The 18,640-nt window shown below is 41.2% G+C and carries 14 protein-coding genes, 1 pseudogene and 1 riboswitch; of the genes and pseudogenes, 9 read left to right on the top strand and 6 right to left on the bottom strand.

Features of this window, described 5'->3' with window-relative positions; all coding sequences use genetic code 11:
* A pseudogene (locus H6G83_RS05455) lies at positions 1-258 on the top strand (photosystem II q(b) protein); the annotation flags it as partial.
* A gap of 254 nt (positions 259-512) precedes the next feature.
* On the opposite strand, the gene H6G83_RS05450 reads toward H6G83_RS05455, so the two are convergent.
* Positions 513-1,307 carry a class I SAM-dependent methyltransferase gene (locus H6G83_RS05450; RefSeq protein WP_190468132.1) on the bottom strand — a complete coding sequence of 265 codons (795 nt, stop codon included), beginning with the start codon at positions 1,305-1,307 and terminating at the stop codon, positions 513-515.
* A gap of 124 nt (positions 1,308-1,431) precedes the next feature.
* Here H6G83_RS05450 and purB point away from each other — a divergent pair, with 124 nt between their 5' ends.
* Positions 1,432-2,727 (top strand): adenylosuccinate lyase, encoded by a 1,296-nt coding sequence (gene purB / locus H6G83_RS05445; protein WP_190468129.1) that lies wholly within the window; start codon positions 1,432-1,434, stop codon positions 2,725-2,727.
* Positions 2,728-2,806: 79 nt separating this feature from the next.
* Here purB and H6G83_RS05440 read toward each other — a convergent pair whose 3' ends face one another.
* Positions 2,807-4,084, bottom strand: a complete 1,278-nt coding sequence (locus tag H6G83_RS05440; RefSeq protein ID WP_190468126.1) for a glycosyltransferase family 4 protein — start codon at positions 4,082-4,084, stop codon at positions 2,807-2,809.
* Positions 4,085-4,212: 128 nt separating this feature from the next.
* Positions 4,213-4,365: riboswitch (cyclic di-AMP (ydaO/yuaA leader) on the bottom strand.
* 975 nt (positions 4,366-5,340) lie between these two features.
* Here H6G83_RS05440 and H6G83_RS05430 point away from each other — a divergent pair.
* Positions 5,341-5,544, top strand: coding sequence for a hypothetical protein (locus tag H6G83_RS05430; protein ID WP_190468120.1), 204 nt, complete (start codon positions 5,341-5,343; stop codon positions 5,542-5,544).
* Between the two features lie 60 nt (positions 5,545-5,604).
* Here the strand turns inward: H6G83_RS05430 and H6G83_RS05425 are convergent, their stop codons facing one another.
* Positions 5,605-5,832: a hypothetical protein gene (locus tag H6G83_RS05425; protein WP_190468117.1), complete on the bottom strand. Its 228-nt coding sequence runs from the start codon at positions 5,830-5,832 to the stop codon at positions 5,605-5,607.
* Positions 5,833-5,882: 50 nt separating this feature from the next.
* A complete protein-coding gene (locus tag H6G83_RS05420; RefSeq protein ID WP_190468114.1) occupies positions 5,883-6,131 on the bottom strand; it encodes a hypothetical protein in 249 nt (82 codons plus the stop codon).
* 379 nt (positions 6,132-6,510) lie between these two features.
* Between H6G83_RS05420 and H6G83_RS05415 the strand changes: the two genes are divergently transcribed.
* Entirely contained in the window at positions 6,511-8,877 is a 2,367-nt protein-coding gene (locus H6G83_RS05415; RefSeq protein WP_190468111.1) for a tetratricopeptide repeat protein, read from the top strand.
* A 284-nt stretch (positions 8,878-9,161) separates the two neighbouring features.
* Here H6G83_RS05415 and H6G83_RS05410 read toward each other — a convergent pair whose 3' ends face one another.
* A complete protein-coding gene (locus H6G83_RS05410; RefSeq protein ID WP_190468108.1) occupies positions 9,162-9,884 on the bottom strand; it encodes a Uma2 family endonuclease in 723 nt (240 codons plus the stop codon).
* Positions 9,885-10,268: 384 nt separating this feature from the next.
* On the opposite strand from H6G83_RS05410, the gene abc-f reads away from it, so the two are divergent.
* From abc-f to H6G83_RS05385, 5 genes are all read left to right on the top strand, one after another.
* Positions 10,269-11,870: a ribosomal protection-like ABC-F family protein gene (abc-f, locus tag H6G83_RS05405; protein WP_190468104.1), complete on the top strand. Its 1,602-nt coding sequence runs from the start codon at positions 10,269-10,271 to the stop codon at positions 11,868-11,870.
* Between the two features lie 234 nt (positions 11,871-12,104).
* The gene (locus H6G83_RS05400; RefSeq protein WP_190468101.1) at positions 12,105-12,431 is read left to right on the top strand and encodes a DUF6825 family protein; all 327 of its coding nucleotides are present in this window, start codon (positions 12,105-12,107) and stop codon (positions 12,429-12,431) included.
* A gap of 136 nt (positions 12,432-12,567) precedes the next feature.
* Positions 12,568-14,253 (top strand): ABC1 kinase family protein, encoded by a 1,686-nt coding sequence (locus tag H6G83_RS05395; RefSeq protein ID WP_190468174.1) that lies wholly within the window; start codon positions 12,568-12,570, stop codon positions 14,251-14,253.
* A gap of 22 nt (positions 14,254-14,275) precedes the next feature.
* A complete protein-coding gene (locus H6G83_RS05390; RefSeq protein ID WP_190468096.1) occupies positions 14,276-14,995 on the top strand; it encodes a Stp1/IreP family PP2C-type Ser/Thr phosphatase in 720 nt (239 codons plus the stop codon).
* A gap of 631 nt (positions 14,996-15,626) precedes the next feature.
* Positions 15,627-15,824, top strand: a complete 198-nt coding sequence (locus H6G83_RS05385; protein WP_015140926.1) for an NblA/ycf18 family protein — start codon at positions 15,627-15,629, stop codon at positions 15,822-15,824.
* 671 nt (positions 15,825-16,495) lie between these two features.
* On the opposite strand, the gene H6G83_RS05380 is transcribed toward H6G83_RS05385, so the two are convergent.
* Positions 16,496-18,058 carry a serine/threonine protein kinase gene (locus tag H6G83_RS05380; protein ID WP_190468093.1) on the bottom strand — a complete coding sequence of 521 codons (1,563 nt, stop codon included), beginning with the start codon at positions 18,056-18,058 and terminating at the stop codon, positions 16,496-16,498.
* Between the last annotated feature and the right edge of the window lie 582 nt (positions 18,059-18,640).

The following is an 18,640-nucleotide window of genomic DNA, read 5'->3' as shown; positions in this document are numbered from 1 at the left end:
GCTGCATGGCCTGTCATCGGTATCTGGTTTACCGCGTTGGGTGTAAGCACAATGGCGTTCAACCTGAACGGTTTCAACTTCAACCAGTCCATCATCGACTCACAAGGTCGTGTAATCAACACCTGGGCTGACATCATCAACCGCGCTAACTTGGGTATGGAAGTAATGCACGAGCGTAACGCTCACAACTTCCCCTTAGACTTGGCGGCTAGTGAAGTTGCTCCTGTTGCTATCAGCGCTCCTGCTATCAACGGTTAATTATCGCAGACAAAGCAATAGTTTCACTGTGAATTAAAAGCGCTCTCCCATAAGGGAGGGCGCTTTTGATATTTGAGTATTTATGAAGTTGCACCAAAAGAATCATGTAGAGACGTTGCATGCAACGTCTCTACAGTAAGGAATAAATTCCAACTTCATATTGCAACTTCATCAAGAAAAGGTATAGTAGCTTGCTACAAAGATTTTATAGCTCATATGATGTTATGAGCTTATTTTCAAATAGTAATTTAGTTTTACTTGATACACCAAATGGTTGCATAAAGACCACGAGCTTCCACCCGTACATTGTCTTTTTTGAAGCCTGATGCCAGCATGATATCTTCAAGTTCTGAGACTGAAAAAAACCGAAACACAATGTTAGGAAATGGTTTGAGAAAAGTCGTAGCAAACAGCTTACCACCGGGAAGTAAGACTCGGTAAATATTGCGAATTCCCTCAAGAGCATCCTTCCAGCAGTGCATAGCAGCTCCAGTATATATGGCATCAATAGAATTTGATGCTAAGGGCAGTGCTTCCACATCAGCACGAATAATAGTTATCTGAGATGGTGATATACCGTCTATTTTCATTTTTTGCTGCAATTGTGCCAGCATTAACTCTGAATAATCCAAGGCAATTATATGTTTGTATCTTCTTGAAAGCGCCAAACGTCGTGCCATAATGCCTGTGCCACAACTAATATCTGCTATAATTGTGCCGCTTTGACCGAAAAAGTCTGTAACTAGACGAAATTCAGTATCAATACCGCCTAAGTTACGCAGTCCCACAGCCCAAATTGGCGGCAGAATGCGTTCGTATAAAAAAGGAATAATAGGCGATCGGAATAATTCTGTGCGTAGAGGTTTGGTATTTGCCGTCTCTTGTTCAACTGCGCCAAGTACAGCAGATGGGGTCAAATCCATTATCAGGGAAGGCATTTTTTCTACTTCCTGGCTGAAATAGTTCAAGCAAGCTTCACACTGCACTGGTATTTCAACTGTTGGTTTGTAACAAACAGGGCAAGCAATTATCTCCTGTAATCTGGACATCACTTTTCAACTCGGCTTGTTAGATGAGTATAACTGACAACTGACAACTGATAACTGATAACTGACAACTGACACTGTTACTCAAAGTCGGTTAAAATATGACAGTTGTATTCTGCCGCGAACGTTGATAGAGCGTTATACTCTGCCCGAAATGGGCAACCTGTGGACTGAATTTTATAAACTAAAAACCTGGCTTCAGGTGGAAATTGCAGTCTGTGAAGCCCAAGCGGAATTGGGTTACATTCCATCTGCTGCTGTTGAGGAAATCAAAGCTAAGGCAAATTTTGATCCGAAGCGGGTACTGGAAATTGAGGCGGAAGTCCGTCATGATGTCATCGCCTTTTTGACAAATGTCAATGAGTATGTAGGTGAGGCTGGACGTTATATCCACCTGGGGTTAACTAGTTCAGATGTATTAGATACGGCTTTAGCGTTGCAATTGGTGGCTAGCTTGGATGTGTTGGCGCAACGTCTGGAAGATTTAATTGGGGTGATTCGCCAAAAGGCACGGGAACACCGTTACACGGTGATGATTGGGCGATCGCACGGTATCCACGCTGAACCGATCACCTTTGGGTTTAAGCTGGCTGGTTGGTTGGCTGAAGCCATACGCCACCAACAACGCCTGAAGACTCTCCGGGAAACGATCGCCGTAGGTAAGATTTCTGGTGCGGTGGGAACCTACGCCAATATCGAACCCCGCGTAGAAGCGATCGCTTGTCAAAAGCTCGGACTCAAGCCAGATACAGCTTCTACACAGGTGATTTCCCGCGATATTCATGCTGATTTTGTGCAGCAGTTAGCCCTACTCGCCGCTTCTATTGAACGCTTTGCTGTGGAAATTCGCAATCTCCAAAAAACAGACGTTCTGGAAGTTGAGGAATTCTTCTCCAAAGGGCAAAAAGGCTCTAGTGCTATGCCACACAAGCGCAACCCCATCCGTTCAGAACGGTTGACAGGGATGGCGCGATTAATTAGAAGTCATGCCGGCGCTGCTTTGGAAGATGTCGCTTTGTGGCACGAACGGGACATTTCCCATAGTTCTGTGGAACGGGTAATTTTGCCAGATGCTTGCATTTTAACGCACTTTATGCTGGTAGAAATCACCGATTTGGTGAAAAACCTGCTAGTCTACCCAGAAAATATGGCGCGGAACCTCAATTGCTATGGCGGTGTGGTGTTCAGCCAAAAAGTGCTGCTGGCATTGGTAGATAAGGGACTTAGCCGGGAAGAAGCCTATGCGATCGTCCAGCAAAACGCCCATGCTGCGTGGAACAAGCCAGAAGGCAACTTCCACGATTTAATCACTAAAGATCCTCGTGTCGGTAACATCTTATCACCTGAAGAAATTGCCCTGTGTTTTGACCCACAGCAACATCTCAAACATTTGGATCAGATTTTCCAAAGGTTGGATATTTAGGATTGGGGACTGTCAGTTAACAGTTATCAGTGAACAGTGAACATAACTTGATAACTGATAACTGTTAACTGTTAACTGATTATGCTGCTACAGCCTCTTTCTTCACCGTTGCAGGTGTGCTTTGAGTCAGTAAGTGAGTGTATAACTTACTCAATTGGGAGGCTACACCATCCCAGCTAAAGGTGGTTTCGACTCGCTGACGAGCTGCTGCACCTAGTTCATCTCGCCAGGTTGGGTTGGAGAGGATGCGGTCGATAGCTTTGGCAAAAGCTACTTCATCCTGTGGCGGTGCAAGTAAACCAGTAACTTCTGGTACTACTGTAAACTGCAATCCGCCCACATCACTGGCAACTACAGGGGTGTTACTCGCCATCGCTTCGATCGCCACTAAACCAAAGGGTTCGTAGTGGCTGGGGACGACGCAAACATCAGCCGCCGCGTAGTAGTAGGGTAGGATTTCATGGTCTAAACGACCAGCAAAGGTGGTGCAATCGTTTAAACCTAGTTCATCCACAATACCAGCAATGCGATCGCGCTCAATACCATCGCTTTGACCTGGACGGCTACCGCCACCAATCACTAGCTGTAGGTTAGCTTCACCTCTCAAGCTAGACTGGGCTACAGCCCTGACTAAAGTTTCAATACCTTTACGGGGGTCAAAGCGACCTACATAGAATACCATTTTGGCATCAGGCGCAATACCCAGTTTTTCCCTGGCGACAGACTTTTCAATGTCGCCAAAATTATTAATATCTGTACCGCAAGGGATCATATCAATCTGCCCTTGCTGGGAAACTAAGGTTTCCATGTGTTCCCGTTCTTGAGGACTGGTGGCGACTACTCGGTCTACAGTCTCTAAACAAGTTTTTTCTACTTCTAATCTCTTAGTAGCAATGGCGGGTATATCTGCAATTGTTTTATATTTAATCGCCCCTAGAGAGTGATATGTATGCACCTGCACCAACTTTTGACGCTTTTTCAACTCCATACCCACCCAGGATGACAACCAGTAGTTTGTGTGAATGAGTTCGTAAGTATAACCTTGACGCTCTTGGAAGCGTTGCAATTCATCGACAAATTCTGGTAAGTACCCAAATATATGATCTCGTCCAATGAACTCAACCGGCCCTGCTGTTAACCGAATTGTGCGGCAATTGGGACTATGTTGAACGATCGCAGCTTGGTCGGGACTGATGCGGCGAGTGAACATATCAACTTGCCAACCCATTTCTGCTAGTGCATAGCCTACTTGCCGGACGTATACATTCTGGCCACCAGCCTCTTCTTGACCTATTTCTACAGCTGGGTCTCCAGAAACGGAAATCAGTGCAATCCGATGTTTGTTAGTTTGGAACATAGTGAGCTTCACCTCAAGGCAACTAGTCCTGTCTCAAATACCTGATGATTGAGTGCAGGTTAAACGAAGCGTAAAGCTACCAGCCAAGGACACTGACGACAGACATTATTATTAAAAATGCTGTTCGTTCAATCTCCTCTCAACGCCGACGAAGTTAGCTGACGGGCTAGAACTGAGAGATGTTCTTTTTGGATAATCCAAAATACGCCCCGAATTTGGTTCCTCCGCTCCTTATCTACCCCAATCTTTAGGGCAAATAAAGGATTAGGCTGACTGATTAACATTTGCTTAATACTATACTTGCCATTGCAATTATAGTCAATAAATCACACAAAAAAGTGTCTTGAATTGCCTCTAAACTATTTGCTGACACTTTAAGGAAAGTCTCATAAAATAGAGGAGAGGAAGCAATCTTTGGCTAGAAAATTCATTTTCTACACTCATGATATTAACCGCATGATATCGGGTTGAGCAACTTTCTCTAGAAATATTTCTCCCATAGTATTAATTTTGTACTATTTCCATTAGCATCTGTCTTCAAACAGGTAAGAGGGAGTAGAAATTGGTGCGGACAGTATAATCTATCGGCTATTGTCAGGCATTTGCGACCATTCAGGCAACACTTATAGTCTTGGCTTGGAAATACATAAACCTATTACCTTTTCTTTTTAATAGTCTGGTGCGATCGCTAAAAACGAAAATTTTTCAGATATTTTTATTTATTTTAAATCTTAAAAAAATATTAAGCGCAAAATTATAGTTAATATCGTTTGTAGTTATAAATATATCTAATATCAATAAATAAATCTTACTTTTGGATATTGACAGATGTGCCAATTTATTAAATTCTCCAGATAAGACAAAAATATATATCAAAAGACATAATTACAGTAATTATGTCTAAATACTTGTATTTTTATACTTGCTTTTTAAGAGCAAGCTGCTAAAAATAGAGAAGGGATTTGAAAATCTCATAGTCAATTTCGATCATTTGACCCTTCTACGCTAGTCCGCTCAAGCGGACTTTTTTGTTATTCTAGGGGACAGGGTACAGGTTACAGGTAACAGGAAAAATTCTTTACTTTGAAAAAACACTTATGGCAATAGATTGAGAAAAAATTGAACGCAGATGTTGGCGCAGCAAAGGCTGCGCCAACATCTGCGTTCATCGGCGGTTTTTTATTTAAATCTAATGCACTACTTTAGTCTTGCCACGCCAGTAGGGTGGGCATTGCCAGCCCTTTCAACGCGAACAAATGAACTACGCGCATCAAAGGCTGAAACCCGCTCCCAGACTAGGGCAAAAAATGATGCTTGTGGGCTATCAATGCAATTTTAGGCGATCGCAAATTCAAAACGGTCAATTTATTGCATCTGAAATGGAGCATTTTTTTAGAGAATTTCCCGTGAGTCTGATTATGCAAGGGTTAATTGAGTGTATATTTTGGGCAGAAATATAGTACAAATGAACGCGTTGAAAGGGCTGGGTGGGCATTGCCCACCCCTTGTGTTACCTTTCATCAACGTACAGACTCAACAATCACCATGATTGTAATTAAACATAACAGAAGAACTCCCAAAGGTACAAACACAATTCGTAAAACATCAACCAGCATACTATTGACCTGGAAAGTACCTAAAACTGTAGAAATAACGTAGACAATAGCAACGCCAAACAGCATCAACAAAAAGTATTTTATTGACTTACCAACTAAGCGAAATAGGAAGGTATCTTTATTTGTGGTCATGACTTGACTCTCGATTCGTGGTGGGTATATTTTTTCCAAGAAAAAACTATCTATCTCAGCGAAGAAATTGCTGGTTCTGACTGTGGTTGATTGTCTTGCTTTTCCCAATTAATTAATAATTGCGATGCAATAAACAAACTCAACAACAACATGACTATCGAACCAAAACCAGAAGGATATCTATTAATTTCTCGCTCGACACCACATTTGAGGCAGACATATCTATTGGCATTGTTGCTATCTTGAGCAAATGGGCAATTACCCTGATTGCAGTTATGATGACAATCTTTATTCAACATGATTTAACTCCTGTAGGGTGGAACAGAAAATAATTATTTACACGCTCTACAGAATCTAGTTAGTTAATATCTACCGCTTGTTTAATTAAATAAGTGCTGAGTTCCTAGTTTATAGTCCCTAGTCACTTGTTGATTAGTCAGCCAAAAGTATTAGCTGGACTACTTCACATCTATCTTCAACCGTATATCTCCTGGCAATTAACTTAACTTTGCCTGTATTAATTACAAGCATAATACACCTTAAAGAAATTTGCAGTTGGATAAAGTAAGAGATTTACTACCCTACTAGGTAGGAAAAAGTAGTTTGTGGTATTGTTGGTGAGAGAGAAAGGCTGAAAATATAGTTATAATTAAGCACAAATGCTAAATTCAGGGATCGATGGGTGCAGAAGAAGCTCTAGAGCTTTTGGATAGTTTGGTTCTGAATACAACAGGAAAACGTCTCGATACAGCGCAAAGAAAATTATTGCGTAATTTATGGGAGGACGAAAGACGAACTTATCAGAATATTGCTGAGATTTGTGGTTATACTGAAGCACATTTGAAAGCAGTTGGTGCAGAATTGTGGCAAATATTAACAAATGCCTTGGGCGAAAAAGTCTCGAAATCTAACTTTTTTTCAGTGATTCAGAGATTCGAGCGATCGCACCTCAAAGGAGGAAGCTCTACGCCAACAATCTCGCCTATTTTAAGCCCAGTCGCCAATAATAGCAAGCCACAAGAACTGGATTATAACTTTGTGGGGCGCGATCGCGAAATAGCCGAACTGAATCACCATGTCATGCGCGGCGCGAAAATTATCCTCATCCAAGGTGAAGGCGGCGTTGGCAAAACTACCCTAGCGCGGCGGTATTTTAAAACTCAAGGTTATTATTTCCTAGAGTTGTGGATGGCTAAGGAAAGCCAAAATATTGTTTCTGTAGAGAGTGTGGTTGAGGAATGGCTAAGGGTTAATTTTAATGAAGAACCGGGTAAAGAGTTTGGTATTAATTTAGAGAGGTTGCGGCGCAAGCTGCGGGATGAAACCCGCAAGATAGGGGTTTTAATTGATAATCTTGAGTCGGCTTTAGATAGAAACGGTCGATTTATTGCTTCTCGTCGTCCTTATGTAGAGCTTTTAAGAATGTTAGCAGATCCTAGCATTCAATCAATCACGCTCATAACTAGCCGTGAACGCCTGTATGAGTCTGGGGTGGATGTGACTTTCTATCCACTGGGTGGTTTAGATGAGTCTACTTGGCAAAAGTTTTGTGCTAGTTGTCAAATTAAATCTAGTTCCACTGCACTTAGTGAAATGTGCAAAGCCTTTGGTGGGAATGCTAAAGCTATGCAAATTATCAGGGGGACTATCACTACAGATTTTGAAGGCGATGCGGATGTTTATTGGCGAGAAAACAAGCATGATTTATTAATTGAACCAGAACTAAAAAATTTAGTTGCTAGTCAATTTGACCGTTTAGAACAAATGGATAGTGAAGCATATCATTTGCTTTGCCGTTTGGGATGCTATCGCTATCAAGATATCACTCATGTCAGTATTGGGGGACTGCAATGTTTACTTTGGGATGTTCCAGAAGCACAAGCTAAAAGAGTAATTAAATATCTTACAGACCTTTTATTGATAGAATTTCGGAAAGGGAAATATTGGCTACATCCGGTGATTGCCACAGAGGCGATCGCTAGGTTAAAACAAAGTGGAGAATGGCGCATTGCTAACCAAAAAGCTGCTGAATTTTGGAATAATAGCATTACCATAGTGGCAAATCCCCAAGATGCTTTGATGGCATTAGAAGCTTATCATCACTATATGGCAATTGGGGATTTTGAACAAGCTGCTAATGTGATTATTCTCGGAAGAGCAAATAAATGGGATAACCGGATATCTATGGGAGTTTTATTTAACAGGTTGGGTTTATTGGAAACCTTAATTTCTGTAATTAATCCCTTGATCCAGAAATTAGATTCTGACTACCATTTAAACATATTGTATAACCTATTAGGTAGAGCGTATCACCAAATAGGTAATATTAAAGCGGCTTTGGATTGCCATTATAAATCTAATGAAATTGCCGAGAAACAGAGCTTTCTGCAAGAGAGAATATCTAGTAGCTTTAATTTAGCACTCTGTTACACAGACTTGTGGGAAATTGACAGAGCCAGCCAGATTTTTTACTATGTGAAGAATCTAGCAGCAACAGACAAAAATTATTATCAATATGTTGTTTATTCTCTGTGTTGTCTAGCTTATTTAGATTCTTCTGTGGGGCAAAATGAGAATGTCAGACCTATGCTACAAGAAGCACAAGCAGGATTAGTAAACGATAGATTAACTTCTTGGGGTATAGGGACGAGTTTACTATTTCTGAGCTTGACTTATAAAAATTTAGGCTTGATAGAAACTGCTTTGGAAATGTGCCACCAAGCTATTAACCATTGTCGGCAAAATCAGTTTAGTTTTTTAGAAGCGAGGGCTACATCTTGTTTAGCCTCATTGTATCGAGAACAGGGCGAGTTTACGGTAGCGATCGCCAAACATCAAGAAGCGATCGCCAATATGAACACGGTGTCCGATAAATGCAACTTAGCCAAAGCCTACTATCAGTTAGGATTAACTTATCAAAGAATGGGTGATGTTAACCAGAGTAGAGAAACATTCAACAAGGCGATCGCTATTTTTAATGATATGCCAGCACCTAAGCAAGTAGAGAAAGTGCAAATCGCAATGGCGCGTTTAGAATATAGTTAGATTTTACATCAAATTAAATTCTTGTGGGGTCGCCCCAATTGTATAAAATGGAGTAAAACCAATGCCTAACCCAGATAAAAACGAAATCAAAATCGACCCTGGAACTGTAGTTTTAATTGCTGGCGCGTTAATACTTTTACCTTTGCTATTCGCGGGATTTTGGCAATAATTTTAGTGATAGTCGGAGACAGGTGACAGAGTTAAAACTTTTTTGCTGTCTAAGTTTTCTCATTTCCTGATCTCTTAACTGTCTTAACTATTGCGATATAACTATGCAACAGCCTTTAAATTGTATCTGGGTCAATATTTAACTCTCTTAGTTTAGCTGCTAAACGTTCAGCTTTTTGCTGTGCTTGTTGGGCTTGTTGCTGTGCTTGTTGCGCCTGTTGTTGTGCTTGTTGCGCCTCTTCCTCTGGTGTGAATACTAATTCCCCATCTGCTGTAAAAAACCGCACAAATCTTTGATGAACTCCCAAATATAAACCTAACTGCTGACTCCATAAAAATCCTTGCGCGTTTGCTTGTAGAGGTTGATATTGTCCATCTACTAAGTGAAATCCGGCAAATTCTTGTGTATAAGGGTCGAACCAAAAATAATCAGGTGTACGGTAGGTATCTTGATAGATGGTTTTCTTTAAACCTTTATCTGTTTTAGCTGTTGAGTCAGACAAAATTTCTAAAATTACATTGGGATATTTACCATCTTCTTCCCACACTACCCAACTTTTGCGCGTTTTACGTTCACATCCCAACACGACAAAAAAATCTGGGCCTCGGAAATATTCTGATTTAAGTTGGTGTGGACTGTAGTAAATCGTCAGGTTTCCCGCCGCATAAAAATCATTTCTATCTCGCCACAGCCATTCTAGACATTGAAAAAGTAAAATTATTTGCCGTAAATGTAGTTCCGTTTCCAAGGGCGGTTCGTCACTCCATAAATCACCAGGGGGAAATATTACATCTTGCGAGATGTTGTCTTGTGATTCTAATTCTTGGGCAATGGTCATAGAATCAATTTGGTGTCAATTATTGGTGCGATTATTTTAGCATTTATGATAATGTTGATTAACCACAGAGGCACAGAGAAAATATCTTGACTTTGCGAAATGATCTTGTGCTACACTGTAGTTTATCATCAAACCTCCAACGAGATAGCTGCAATGAAGTAGTCATGAAGTAATGTTGCGTCTGGGCAACAAATGTCAAAACCGAATCAGCAAAACATATTTGACAGTTTACTTCCCCATAGTCATGAGCTAACAGAATTTTCCAGAATCATATCTATATTTAGTCGCTTGGTGAATTGTTGCGGCTAGGTTTTTTGTTTGTCTAATCTACCCGTCATTTATTGCGGAGACGGGTGGAATTTTGCCTATTGAGGTTTGAGAATAATGCAGAAAAAATCAATATTAATAGCTGAGAATCTCGCTTATGAACTCAGCTTAGAAAAGACTTTGTTTCAAGGGGTTCATGTCAGTATTGAGCAAGGAAACCGCATTGCTTTAGTTGGTAGCAATGGTGTTGGTAAATCAACTCTCCTGAAAATACTTGCAGGTCAAATTCATCCGCATATCGGTTCTGTAATGGGGCATGGTTCTGTTTACTATTTGCCACAAATTAGCACTATCAAGGAAGAAATCACGACAAATACAGTATTAGATTTCCTAACTTCTATATCTGATGAATGGTGGCAAATTCAGGAGATTTTACAGACGCAATTCCATACAGATATTGACCTATATCTTCCAGTTAAGAATTTAAGCGGTGGTGAACTGACAAAGCTATTCTTAGCAATTGGTTTATCTAAACAACCAGATTTGCTATTACTTGATGAACCAACAAACCATATGGATTTACAAGCATTAGAAAGTTTGAGGCAATTTCTGATAAACTTCTCTGGTGCATTTGTGATTGTTTCTCACAAACCATTTTTTCTAGACCAAGTGACAGATGTGACTTGGGAATTAACACCTGTTGGGTTGCAAGTTTACGGTGGTAACTTTTCCTATTATCGAGAACAGAAAGAGATAGAATTAGATGCAGCCATGCGATCGCACGAAGTAGCCAGAAAGGAACTTAAGCGTGTCCAAGCGACGGCGATACAGGAACAGCAGCGTGCAGCCCAAGCTCAACGTAACGGTAGAGCCAAGTTACTCAATGGTAGCATCGATAGAGCCGCAGCCGGAACGATGAAAGCAAAAGCGCAAGTTTCCGCCGGAACTGCGAAAAAGAACCATGAGGCGGCTGTAGCTAAAGCTACTCAAAAAGTTGCAGAGACTAAAATTAAAACTCACAAGGTGACGAGCATCCAATTAGAGGAGAAAAATCACAAGCGCAGAAACTTAGTTAACATCGAAGGTGCGAATCTTTGGATATCAGAACGTAAACTGATTGAGAATATACAGTTAAATATAGTCACTGGCGATCGCATCTCTATTATCGGTGCAAACGGTTCTGGTAAATCCAGTTTGGTCAAAGCAATTTTAGGCACAGATACACATACAACCTATTTTCAGTCCGGTGAAGTTTCCCTTGCACCTAACCTAAAAGCAGTGTATCTTGACCAAACTTACCAGTTAGTCAACCGCCAACAGACAATTTTAGAAAATATGCAGACTGCTAACCCCAGTCTCAACTATCAGCAACTACGCCAACAACTAGGACACTTCCTGTTTAAATACAATGATGTCCACAAAAGCGCGTCTGTATTGAGTGGTGGTGAATTAGCCAGACTAGCGATCGCTATCATTAGTATCTCAGAAATTGACCTGTTAATTCTTGACGAGCCAACCAATAACCTAGATATAGAAACCACCCAACAAATGATCTCAGCCATCAACGAATATCAAGGTGCTATTTTGGTTATCTCCCACGATATCGACTTTATGAGCCGAATTAACATCACCCAAAGCTTTCAATTAAAAGCACAAACCTTGCAGAGAACCACATATTTACCCAGTCAACCAGAGCAATTTTATCAAGAATTACTCTAATGTTTGTAGTCAGGACTAAAGTCCTGACTCACTCATCACTAAAGTGCTTACTACAAACAAAAATTTATATTCTTTTAATACTCAAACCAGTAATTTTAATTAGATGATTATATATCTATATAGTTACAATTATTAGATGTGGAAACGGCTAACTCAACATAACTACGCCAGAAGGAAGCCGTAAAGCATACGGGCAAGTTATAATCTTCTTGCGGATGAGCGTAACAAAAATTTATGAGTAACCCTCTTGTACAAGCCTTTTTCGTCGGTAGAGCTGTAGCCGAAGTCCTCAACGAGCGTCTAGAAGTCGCCGTGACAGATGCTTTGAGTGAAATCGGTAAATTCGATGCAGAAGCCAGAGAACAGCTACGTCAATTTACCGACGAAGTGTTAGAACGGGCAAACCGAGCCTCTGCGGCGGCTGGCGCAGGACAAACAACCACAGGTAGCGGACAAACTGTCGCTGAGTCAGTTGACTTACAAGCCAACATTGACGAATTAAGAGCAGAAATTGCCCTATTGCGTAATGAGTTACAACGTTATCGCAGCAGTTCAGTGTAGATTTGGTCATTAGTCATTAGTCATTAGTCATTAGTCAAGACTTACAGACAAATGGCGTTTTACAAGAAACAGTTTAGGGATCAGAGTGTCTTTTCTTCCAGGTGATTCAGTAACAAACCAACGGTACGCGCAAGATATGGAAACTACTTATTCAGATAAGGCTTACCGTTGGAATCGGGAAAACTACTCTAGCAAGCGGCGCTTTGTGGACATTTGGTCTTTTGTCTTGACCTTAATGTTCAAACTTTGGCGATACAACAAATCTTGGAGTTATCCTGGCGGTGTCACGGAAGCAAAACAGGCTGCGCGGCGTAAAGCACAAGCAGTCTGGATTCGTAATACTCTGCTGGATTTGGGGCCGACATTTATCAAAGTCGGGCAGTTATTTTCTACCCGCGCAGATATATTCCCCAGTGAATACGTAGATGAGTTGGCAAAGCTACAAGACAAAGTACCAGCATTTAGCTATGAGCAAGTAGAAAAAACTATTGTGCAAGAATTAGGGAAAAAAATTCCCGAACTCTTCCATAGTTTTGAACCGATACCTTTAGCAGCAGCTAGTTTAGGTCAAGTACACAAGGCTGTGCTACATAGTGGTGAGTCTGTGGTTGTCAAGATTCAACGACCAGGATTAAAAAAGTTATTTGAAATAGATTTACAAATTCTTAAGGGTATTGCCCATTACTTTCAACGCCATCCTAAATGGGGGAAGGGACGAGATTGGATCGGGATTTATGAAGAATGTTGTCGCATTCTTTGGGAAGAAATTGATTATCTCAACGAAGGGCGAAACGCTGATACTTTTCGCCGGAATTTTCGCGGACATGACTGGGTAAAAGTCCCCAAGGTGTATTGGCGCTATGCGTCGCCGCGAGTGTTGACGTTGGAATATCTGCCAGGGATTAAAATTAGCCAATATGAGGCGCTAGAAGCCGCAGGTTTAGATAGAAAGGTACTGGCGCGTCAAGGCGCTCAAGCCTACCTCATGCAACTGCTGAATAACGGCTTTTTCCACGCCGATCCTCACCCTGGAAATATTGCTGTCAGTGCCGATGGTGCTTTAATTTTCTACGATTTTGGCATGATGGGGCGGATTAAAGCCAATGTCCGCGAAGGGCTGATGCAAACGCTGTTTGGCATAGCCCAAAAAGACGGCGATCGCGTAGTCCAGTCTCTCATCGATTTGGGGGCGATCGCACCCGTAGATGACATGGGGCCTGTGCGGCGATCGGTGCAGTATATGCTCGATAATTTCATGGATAAGCCCTTTGAAAATCAATCGGTAGCTGCCATTAGTGATGATTTATACGAAATAGCTTATAATCAACCATTTAGATTTCCTGCAACTTTCACCTTTGTGATGCGTGCCTTTTCCACTCTAGAAGGGGTAGGCAAAGGCTTAGATCCAGAGTTTAATTTTATGGAAGTTGCCCAACCATATGCAATGCAAATTATGACCGATATGAATGGTTCAGACGGCAATACTTTCCTCAATGAATTAAGCCGCCAAGCAGTCCAAGTTAGTACCACTGCTTTTGGATTACCACGTAGATTAGAAGATACCCTAGAAAAATTAGAACGCGGAGATATGCGTGTGCGAGTGCGTTCTATAGAAACAGAACGACTCCTCCGGCGACAGGGTAACATTCAAATTGGCATCGGCTACGCTTTGATAATCAGTGGATTTACCCTTTCAGCTACTATTTTGTTAGTAAATCATTATGTATGGTTAGCCCTGCTAGCTGGCTTCATCGCCGCAGCAGTTGCAGTAACACTGATTCGATTGCTGCTCCGCCTCGACCGTTACGACCGAATGTATTAATTTTTGTTTGCAGTAAAAATTTATGAAACTCAACTTCACGGGTCTGAGCGATCCGGGTCTTATTCGTTCCAATAATCAAGATTATCACTATATCGACCCGGAAGGGCGATTTTTCATCGTTGCTGATGGTATGGGCGGTCATGCAGGGGGTGAAGAAGCCAGTCGCATCGCGACAACGGAAATTCAAGCATATTTGACATCTAATTGGGATGCTCCTGAGCCATCGCCTAAATTACTAGAACAAGCTTTATGGCGTGCTAACGCAGCCATTGTTCAGGATCAGCAAAGTCATCCTGAACGCGCTGATATGGGTACTACAGTCGTCGTGGTCATGTTCCGTGACGAATCTTGGTGCGCTCATGTTGGTGACTCCCGCCTGTATCGGTTGCGCCAGACACAGCTAGAGCAAGTTACTGAAGACCATACCTGGGTAGCCAGAGCCATCCAAGTCGGCGACATCACCGCCGAGGAAGCCAGGATTCATCCATTCCGCCATGTGTTATCCCGTTGTTTGGGTCGAGAAGACCTACATCAGGTCGATGTGCAACCCCTAGATGTGAAAGCAGGCGATCGCTTACTCTTGTGTAGTGATGGTCTCACAGAAGAACTAGCTGATAGTGCGATCGCCGATCAGCTGCAACAATCTTCAGTCTTAGAAAAATCCGCCCATTCCCTAGTTGAAGCAGCCAAACAACAAGGAGGTCACGACAACATCACCGTCGTCCTAGTCGCCCTCGAATAGTCAACAGTCAACAGCTAAAAGCTATTGACCAAAGACCAATTTAGTAAATATACTCACCAATTTGTTCAACCTGAGCATTTTTTCTATTTGCAACTTGATAAAAATACTTTTAGCCAACAAAATCCCAATTTGCGGCTGAGTTTATCTAAAATTTGTCGGTTGACATCTTGCACATAATAAAGTAAGACGCATATAATGCGATCTTAATACTAATGATTTCTTATCCTGCCGTTAATCTTCTCATTCAGAGAAGTTTTCGGCTTAAGAGGTCATTTTAGGTAAACTATGACGCTTTTAGTTTACACACTTGCTTAGGTATTTGTTCACTGTTGACGGTTAACCGTTGACAGTCAGCAGTCAACAAGAAAAGATGTGTAAATGAAATGCGTAAGCAAAAATGGTGACTTTACCTTAAATCTGCCAAAACAGACTTGGGTAATATACCAGTAGGCTCAAGTGCAAAGCAAAAAAACCAAAACTTACCCATTAAGGATGTGGGCAAAACTGTCAAATAATTGTTATCTTTCTTAATACAGAGGAACAATATAGGGCAGGCACTATCACAAGTCCTATTCCTGTGGGACTTCTCTGACCGACATAACTTTTACACCTTGTCTATTAGGAGTCTGTTATGAACCAACCAATTCAACTGTCCTTGGAACAACAATTCAGCATTCGCTCATTTGCTACTCAAGTGCAGAATATGAGCCATGACCAAGCGAAAGATTTTTTGGTCAAGCTTTATGAGCAAATGGTTGTCCGCGAAGCCACCTATCAAGAATTACTCAAGCATCAGTGGGGCTTAGATTCTGGCTCCACTATGGCATAGAGAAATTTGTGTCGCAGTGGGCGACCTCCTTCTCTTGCTCAGTTCCAGGGCGGAAAAGAGCTGGGGATGTTGGGGCGTCAACTTTCGACAAAATCAACTCAACACTAAAACCAATAACTCAAAACTAAACATGGCATTTACTTAATTGCCAAATATTATTTACACTTAACTTGTTTAGCTCTGTAGCTATTAATCCACTAGTGCTAGTAAATTTTCTTGATTTAACTCCTGTTAGTTAGATTGTACTTATGACCATTCAATCTTTGAATGCTGTAAGCCTGAATACCCTGCTTAATATTTAATCAGGAGCTTCTGTTTTCACTAACACTGTTGATTATTATATTTATTACGAATAAGGCTTACAACCTAGTTAGAGATTTATTTTATAAAAGTTTACATATTAGTAATCATCTGTAACAATATAGAGGCGTTTAGGCTATAGGATTTACGCAAGTGTCATAATCAAACTAACTGTAGGGTGCGTCAGCCCCAATAATTTCGTACATATTCAAGGATTTTCCACATCTGACGCACCCTACCCCAAGTGCCAGTTGCGTAAATCTTGAGCTAGAGTGACTAGCTGATCTATCAAAAAATAGTTGTAATTTATAGGCGTTGTTGGATAAGTTAGAAGACTTCACCTCCTGCCTTGCTACCCTTGGGGGGTTGGCTTAACCGCATAGGTTAACTGGAGTATCTGTATCAATAGCTGCCAACTTTGCCAATATTTGGGGTTTAATCTTTTGGTATTCCCCTTTGAGAAGGTTTTTACTCGTTTGGGGATCACCATATGATACAAATGTTTTAGCCGTCGCCATCCACTGTTGCAGCCGTTGGCGCTGAATAGGCGCGATACTAGCAGTTAAAACATGAGAACAGCGATTTGGTGATTCCCGTGCAAAGAAAAGTAAACGATAGTCCCCAGTTTTGACTAATAACTTGACTATTTCTTGACTAACTGTAGTTTTGAGATCAAGATAATAGGGCAACCATTTAGCCCCATGTTGACGATTGTAGATTACCGTTATCCATAAAAGCATTGGGTGAGGTGCTGTGATGAACAAAAATTGATTGTAACGAGTGCAACTCAGGCGTTTGAAAATTTCTGTTTCTGACAGCATCACCCATAAAGCGGGTAGGGTTTCCCCATTAAATTCGATAGGTTGAGGAAAAACAATATCAGCAATTGGTTTATTTTGAGGCCAGGAAATGTTGTAAGTAGTTTTTTCCTTTGATAAAAATGGTTGGGAATCAACATTTGTTTCTAGTTTAGGTGCAGCGTTCAGGGTTAAGGTAGTGGTAGAGCGATAGTCATTGTGATTATCTTGCCTAAATGACTGTTGAGTCAGTTGCTGTTCCAGAGACTCTAAAACTTCCAAAATTTCCCCAATATTTTGCGGACGTTCTTTCGCTGTCTTAGCTAAACATCGCATGATTAAACTTTCTATTTCTTGAGGAATTGCTAACTCACAACCAACATTCGTAATAGTACGTGGCGGTTGCTGGTGATGAGTTTTGTACCATGCACCAAAAGAATGAGTAGGTGCGACTAGCGGCAAAGTGCCTGTGAGCATTTCAAACATCATCACACCTAAACTGTAAATATCTGAGCGATTATCTAATTCTTTACCCTCCATCTGTTCGGGCGAAGAATAAGCTAGTGTTCCCAGATAAAATTTTGTTTGGTCGACATTTGATTGTAATAATTTAGCGATACCAAAATCTAGAACTTTCACCAATTCGCCAAAACTTGGGTCTTGAATTACTAGAATATTACTAGGCTTAATATCACGATGAATAATTGGGTACACCTTACCATCAACTGGAATACCATCGTGAGCGCACTGTAAACCCAAACAAATTTGTCGTGAAATACTCACGAACCTGGACAAAGATAGATTTTGCTTGCGAATTACTTGGCTGAGGCTTTTTCCTTGTAAATATTCCATGACATAGAAAGGAACTTTATTTTCATCTACGCCATAGTCCATTACGCGCACAACATGAATACTTTTTTGCCCCAGTAAAGCACAGGTTTTGGCTTCTTGCTCAAAGCGTTCTTGCAAACGCATTTTTTCATTTTGCATCGATAAAGCAAGAAATTTGACTGCAACAGGAACCCCTCCCAACAAAACATCCTTAGCACGATAAACTTTACCCATCGCTCCAGAACCAATTAACTCCTGAAGCTGGTATCTATTGCCAAGAACACGATTCATGTTGGGGTCTGACATAGAGAATTGGATTCCAATATTCAACAAGGGGAAGGGTTTTTACTGTTCTTTATTTTCAAAATGGATTGTTATGTAATCAATTACACAACAGGATATAAAAATCCCTCTCTCGCCTAGTCTCTAACCTTTAATCCTCTTCTTCAAGGTAGGAAAAATAGATAGATATATCCTCATAAGGATGTTGTAGTTGGGATTTTTATATAAATCTAGTCTGCCCAAATTTCGGTAGCTAAATAACTCAAAGTACACAAAAACTTTACGAAGATGGGGAAAGGGGAAGGGGGAAGGGGGAAGCTTTCAAGGGCAGGTTTTTTACACTTCGACCCAAAAACACTGATTTTAGGGTGTAAGGGTATAAGGGTGTAGGGGTGTAGGGGTAGATGAAAGTCTGATAATTTCCTGAATCTTATAGTCCTCACTGATTACTTTATGAAAAACCTGCCCTTAAGAGGAAGGGGGAAGGGGGAAGGGGACTGGGGGAAGCAGAGGAGCAACCCACCCCTAGCCCCTCCCAGGAGGGGAACGGAGCAGAGGAGCAGAGGAGAACAATAACTGTCAACTGTCACCTGTCACCTGTCACCT

Source organism: Anabaena azotica FACHB-119 (genome assembly GCF_014697625.1).
Classification (GTDB): domain Bacteria; phylum Cyanobacteriota; class Cyanobacteriia; order Cyanobacteriales; family Nostocaceae; genus Trichormus; species Trichormus azoticus_A.
This window is presented reverse-complemented; position numbering and strand designations above follow the sequence as displayed.

Bases quoted from the DNA above. Each gene is read 5' to 3' on its own strand.
- H6G83_RS05450 (WP_190468132.1), bottom strand. From the start codon at position 1,307: ATGTCCAGATTACAGGAGATAATTGCTTGCCCTGTTTGTTACAAACCA.
- H6G83_RS05440 (WP_190468126.1), bottom strand. From the start codon at position 4,084: ATGTTCCAAACTAACAAACATCGGATTGCACTGATTTCCGTTTCTGGA.
- H6G83_RS05430 (WP_190468120.1), top strand. From the start codon at position 5,341: ATGAACTACGCGCATCAAAGGCTGAAACCCGCTCCCAGACTAGGGCAA.
- H6G83_RS05425 (WP_190468117.1), bottom strand. From the start codon at position 5,832: ATGACCACAAATAAAGATACCTTCCTATTTCGCTTAGTTGGTAAGTCA.
- H6G83_RS05420 (WP_190468114.1), bottom strand. From the start codon at position 6,131: ATGTTGAATAAAGATTGTCATCATAACTGCAATCAGGGTAATTGCCCA.
- H6G83_RS05415 (WP_190468111.1), top strand. From the start codon at position 6,511: ATGGGTGCAGAAGAAGCTCTAGAGCTTTTGGATAGTTTGGTTCTGAAT.
- H6G83_RS05410 (WP_190468108.1), bottom strand. From the start codon at position 9,884: ATGACCATTGCCCAAGAATTAGAATCACAAGACAACATCTCGCAAGAT.
- abc-f (WP_190468104.1), top strand. From the start codon at position 10,269: ATGCAGAAAAAATCAATATTAATAGCTGAGAATCTCGCTTATGAACTC.
- H6G83_RS05400 (WP_190468101.1), top strand. From the start codon at position 12,105: ATGAGTAACCCTCTTGTACAAGCCTTTTTCGTCGGTAGAGCTGTAGCC.
- H6G83_RS05395 (WP_190468174.1), top strand. From the start codon at position 12,568: ATGGAAACTACTTATTCAGATAAGGCTTACCGTTGGAATCGGGAAAAC.
- H6G83_RS05390 (WP_190468096.1), top strand. From the start codon at position 14,276: ATGAAACTCAACTTCACGGGTCTGAGCGATCCGGGTCTTATTCGTTCC.
- H6G83_RS05385 (WP_015140926.1), top strand. From the start codon at position 15,627: ATGAACCAACCAATTCAACTGTCCTTGGAACAACAATTCAGCATTCGC.
- H6G83_RS05380 (WP_190468093.1), bottom strand. From the start codon at position 18,058: ATGTCAGACCCCAACATGAATCGTGTTCTTGGCAATAGATACCAGCTT.